Raw genomic sequence first — 3,871 nt, 5'->3', positions numbered from 1 at the left:
CCTGCACCTCGCCGCAACCATCTTATGGATGCGATAAGTGTCCACAGAACCTAGAACGGTTGAGGCCCGGACGGAACCGGGGCGTGGCTCCGACCGGGGGGCATCGTGTCGCGATTGGGCGGGCTCAGAACTCGGCCGAGATCGACAGGCGCAGGGTGCGCGGCGCGCCCAGCGTCAGATAGTTCGACCCCGGATAGCCGCCAACGGCGACCCACTGGTTCTTGTTCGCCAGGTTCTCGACCCGCGCCCGCAGCGTCAGCGGCTTGCCGCCCGCCTCGAAGGCGTAGCGGACGCCGGCGTCGTAGCGGGTCCAACTGTCCAGTTCGACGGCGTTGTCCGCGCTGGCCGGCTGGGCGCCGGTATGCACGACCCGGCCCTCCAGCGTCAGGCCGTCGATGGCCCGCACGTCCCATTCGACGTTCAGATTGGCCTGGAAGTCCGGCACGCCGATGGCCGACTTGCCGTTCAGGGCGGGGTTCAGGGCGCGCTTGATCTCGGCGTCCAGCCAGGTCGCGCCGCCGAGGACGCGCAGGCCCTCCAGCGGTTCGCCGAAGACGGTCAGTTCGACGCCCCGGTTCTCCTGCTCGCCGCCGGCGGAATAGGTGCGGGTCGCCGTGTCGAAATATTCGCTGGGCAGGGTGGTGCGGAAGGCGCTGAGCGTGGCGCCGAAAGACCTGGCGTCATACTTCACCCCGATCTCGTTCTGCTCGGCGCGGAACGGCTCCAGAACCTCGCCGGCGTTGGCGACGGGCGCGCCGTTGACCGCGCCAGGCGCAGTCTTGCCGGGCGCCAGCGCCTCCGAATAGTTGGCGTAGAGCGAGACCCGGTCGATCGGGCGATAGACCACGGCGAAGACCGGGGTCACGGCGTCGCTGGCGTAGCCGCCGTTGCGGGCGGTGGTGTTGTAGTCATAGGACCGGGTGTCGATTTCCTGATAGCGGGCGCCCAGGGTGATCGTCAGACGGTCGTCCAGGAAGGAGGCCATGTCGGCGATGGCGACGCTGTTGGTCCGGGTCCGGCCCACCACCGTCGGGTCGGTCAAGGAGCCGGCGGCCAGGGCGGTCGGGGCCGGGGCGGGGGTGAAGACCGGATCGTAAAGGTTGCTGGCGAAGCCGCCGAAATCGGAGAAGGCGTAGGAGTTCTTCTCGCGCGACTGCACCTGGGCGGCCGAGGCGACCAGGCGGTGGCGCACCGGGCCGGTGTCGAAGTCGGCGCGCACGCCCACGTCGGTCGAGAAGACCTGATCGCGACGTCCGTTGTCGAAGCGGTAGGCGTTCAGCGACCCGTCGGCGTTGGCGCGGGGATTGGCCAGGCTGTTGCGCTCCTTGCCGTCGCGACCGCCCACGGCGGCCCAGACGGTCACGGCGTCGGTGACGTCGAACTCGCCGCGCGCGGCGCCGAACAATTGGGTCTCGTCGGTATAGGTCCAGGGCTGGGCGAAGTTCTTGTCGGCGTCCGGCGCGCGCGGAATGGCGCCGTTCGGCGTTACCTGGGGACGCGGCGCGTCGATGCGGTTGTCCTGCCAGCCCAGGTCGGCGGAAAAGCGCGCGCGGTCGCCGCGGTGGTCCAGACCCAGGCCGAGCACCTTCATGTCGCGGCCCTCGCCCTCGATCCCGCCTTCGCCGGCGCGGCTGGCCAGGTTCAGACGCAGGCCCCAGTCGCCATCGGGGCCGAAGCGGCGCGACAGGTCGGCGGCGGCGTAGATATGATCGCCGCCTTCCCAGCCGGCCGTCAGCCGGTTCAGGGGCGCGTCGCCCGCGCGCTTGGGCGCCAGGTTGACCGCGCCGCCCACCCCGCTGCCGCCGGGCGCCGCGCCGTTCAGAAAGGCGGTGGCGCCGCGGAACACCTCGACCCGCTCCAGAAGTTCGGCCGCCACATACTGTCGCGGCAGCACGCCGTAGAGACCGTTATAGGTCATGTCGTCGGAATAGACCGGGAAGCCCCGGATCACATACAGCTCCTGGAAGTTGCCGAACCCCTTGGTCAGCCGCACGGCGGGATCGTTCTGCAGCACGTCGCCGACGCTGCGGGCCTGCTGATCGCGCGCCAGCTTCTCGGTGAAGCTGGTGGAGGAGAAGGGGGTGTCCATGGCGTTCAGGGCGCCGAACAGGCCGACCCGTCCGCCACGCGCCACCTGGCCGCCCGCATAGGCCGGCGGCAGGGCCACCTGCGATCCCGTCACGACGATGTCCGACAGGGTGGTGGGCGCATCCTGCTGCTGGGCCAGGGCGGGGGCGGCGCCGAGCAGCGTCGCGGCGGAGGCGGACGCCAGAAGGGCGAACAGGGGAGCACGCATCGGGGGAGGATCGCTTTTGATTATAAGAATGCGTCGCAATACTCTCGTAACAGCCGGGTGACAACTGCGGCTTTCCGCTCTCGCCCCTGGGTTTGCCGATGGACGGCGATCGGCAAATGCGCGATCTCGGGGCATGGGGTTCATCACGCGCCTGTTCCGTCTGCATTTCTCCCTGTGGCTGGGGCTGGGGGTGCTGGCGGTCGTGGTCATGGCCACGCCCGCTTCAGCCGGTTTGGCGGTGCGGCTGGCGGCGGGCTGGGACGCCGGGGTGGCGGCCTTTCTGCTCCTGACGCTGGTTCACGTCCTGCGCTCAAGCTCCCAGGCAGCCATCCGGCGCCGGGCGGCGGAACTGGATCAGGCCGGGGCGCTGGTCCTGCCGCTCAGCCTGACGGCGGCGGGGGCCAGTCTGTTTGTGCTCGTGTTGGCCCTGCTGCACGGCGGCAAGCCGTCTCTGGCGCAGGCGGGCTTTTCGGTCCTGACGGTGGGGCTGTCGTGGCTCTATGTCCACGTCATCTTCGCCCTGCATTACGCCCACGAATTCTATTCGCCGGAGGACAAGGGCAAGGGCGATCAGGGCGGGCTGATGTTCCCCGGCGAGGAGGACGCCGACTATTGGGACTTCCTGCATTTCAGCCTGATCATCGGTGTGGCGAACCAGACGGCCGACGTCCAGATTTCAAGCCGCGATCTTCGCAGGCTGGCGACCCTGCATTGCCTGATCGCCTGGTTCTTCAACGCCGTGATCCTGGCGCTGACCGTAAATCTGGCGGCGGCGCTGTTCTGAACGCCGCCGCCGCAACGGGTCAGAGATCGACCGGCTTGCCGGACTCTTCCTCTTCCAGGGTGACCGCGACATCGGCGTTGGCCGACAGGCGCACCTTGTCGCCCTCCACGCCGGCGACGAAGCCCTTTTCGATATAGTGGTGATGGTCGCTATGGGCGCCGGTGTTCTCGCGCCGGGTCAGCTTGATGCGGTCGCCTTCCAGGCGGTCCACCGTGCCGACATGGACGCCGTCGGCGCCGATGACGTCCATGCCTTCCTTGATCTCGCTCATCGTCGTTCTCCTGGCTGAAGCGATTGCAGCAGAGGAGCGCGACGGATCGGCCGAGGTTCCCATCGAACAGCCGAGAGTCGGGCACGAAGATTGAGATGTCAGGGAGGATGGCCAGTCTCCCTCTTCCCCGGCGAACCAAAGGAAGAGGGAGGCTGATGGTGGAGCTTAGCGGAGTCGAACCGCTGACCTCTTGCATGCCATTAGGATAATGTTCCTATTTCAGGCTTTTTCAGGTCGTCTCATCCTGTTTCAAACTACGGAAAATATTGCGGAAAATCCTGTTTTTCGATATGATGTGCAAATCGCGGAAACGGGTAACAAATCGCACCTTCTGCTACCCATACGCTACCTTTTTTTGGGCGTTTCGATGCCGAAACTGACGAAGAAACTGATTGAAAACCTAGAGCCTGCAGCCGCTGAATTCTGCGTTTGGGACACGCAGGTCACGGGCTTTGGAGTTCGCGTGAGGCCTAGGATCTGTGGACTCTAGGGATTCCGGATTAGGCTGAAGCGTGATTCA

3 protein-coding genes are annotated in these 3,871 nt (G+C 66.6%); 1 reads left to right on the top strand and 2 read right to left on the bottom strand.

All coding sequences use genetic code 11. The annotated features are described in order from the left end of the window. Nucleotides 1-124 precede the first annotated feature (124 nt). Nucleotides 125-2,296 carry a TonB-dependent receptor gene (locus RTU05_RS17225; RefSeq protein ID WP_312599538.1) on the bottom strand — a complete coding sequence of 724 codons (2,172 nt, stop codon included), beginning with the start codon at nt 2,294-2,296 and terminating at the stop codon, nt 125-127. Nucleotides 2,297-2,429: 133 nt separating this feature from the next. On the opposite strand from RTU05_RS17225, the gene RTU05_RS17220 reads away from it, so the two are divergent. Further along, on the top strand, nt 2,430-3,080 hold the full coding sequence (locus RTU05_RS17220) for a DUF1345 domain-containing protein (protein WP_312599537.1): 651 nt from the start codon (nt 2,430-2,432) through the stop codon (nt 3,078-3,080). Between the two features lie 19 nt (nt 3,081-3,099). On the opposite strand, the gene RTU05_RS17215 is transcribed toward RTU05_RS17220, so the two are convergent. Continuing rightward, nucleotides 3,100-3,351 (bottom strand): DUF2171 domain-containing protein, encoded by a 252-nt coding sequence (locus RTU05_RS17215; protein WP_312599536.1) that lies wholly within the window; start codon nt 3,349-3,351, stop codon nt 3,100-3,102. Nucleotides 3,352-3,871: the final 520 nt, after the last annotated feature.

This window comes from Brevundimonas sp., from assembly GCF_032017145.1.
Classification (GTDB): domain Bacteria; phylum Pseudomonadota; class Alphaproteobacteria; order Caulobacterales; family Caulobacteraceae; genus Brevundimonas.
The sequence above is the reverse complement of the archived record's forward strand: the minus strand, read 5'-3'. Positions and strand labels throughout refer to the sequence as shown.

Bases quoted from the DNA above. Each gene is read 5' to 3' on its own strand.
- RTU05_RS17215 (WP_312599536.1), bottom strand. From the start codon at position 3,351: ATGAGCGAGATCAAGGAAGGCATGGACGTCATCGGCGCCGACGGCGTC.
- RTU05_RS17220 (WP_312599537.1), top strand. From the start codon at position 2,430: ATGGGGTTCATCACGCGCCTGTTCCGTCTGCATTTCTCCCTGTGGCTG.
- RTU05_RS17225 (WP_312599538.1), bottom strand. From the start codon at position 2,296: ATGCGTGCTCCCCTGTTCGCCCTTCTGGCGTCCGCCTCCGCCGCGACG.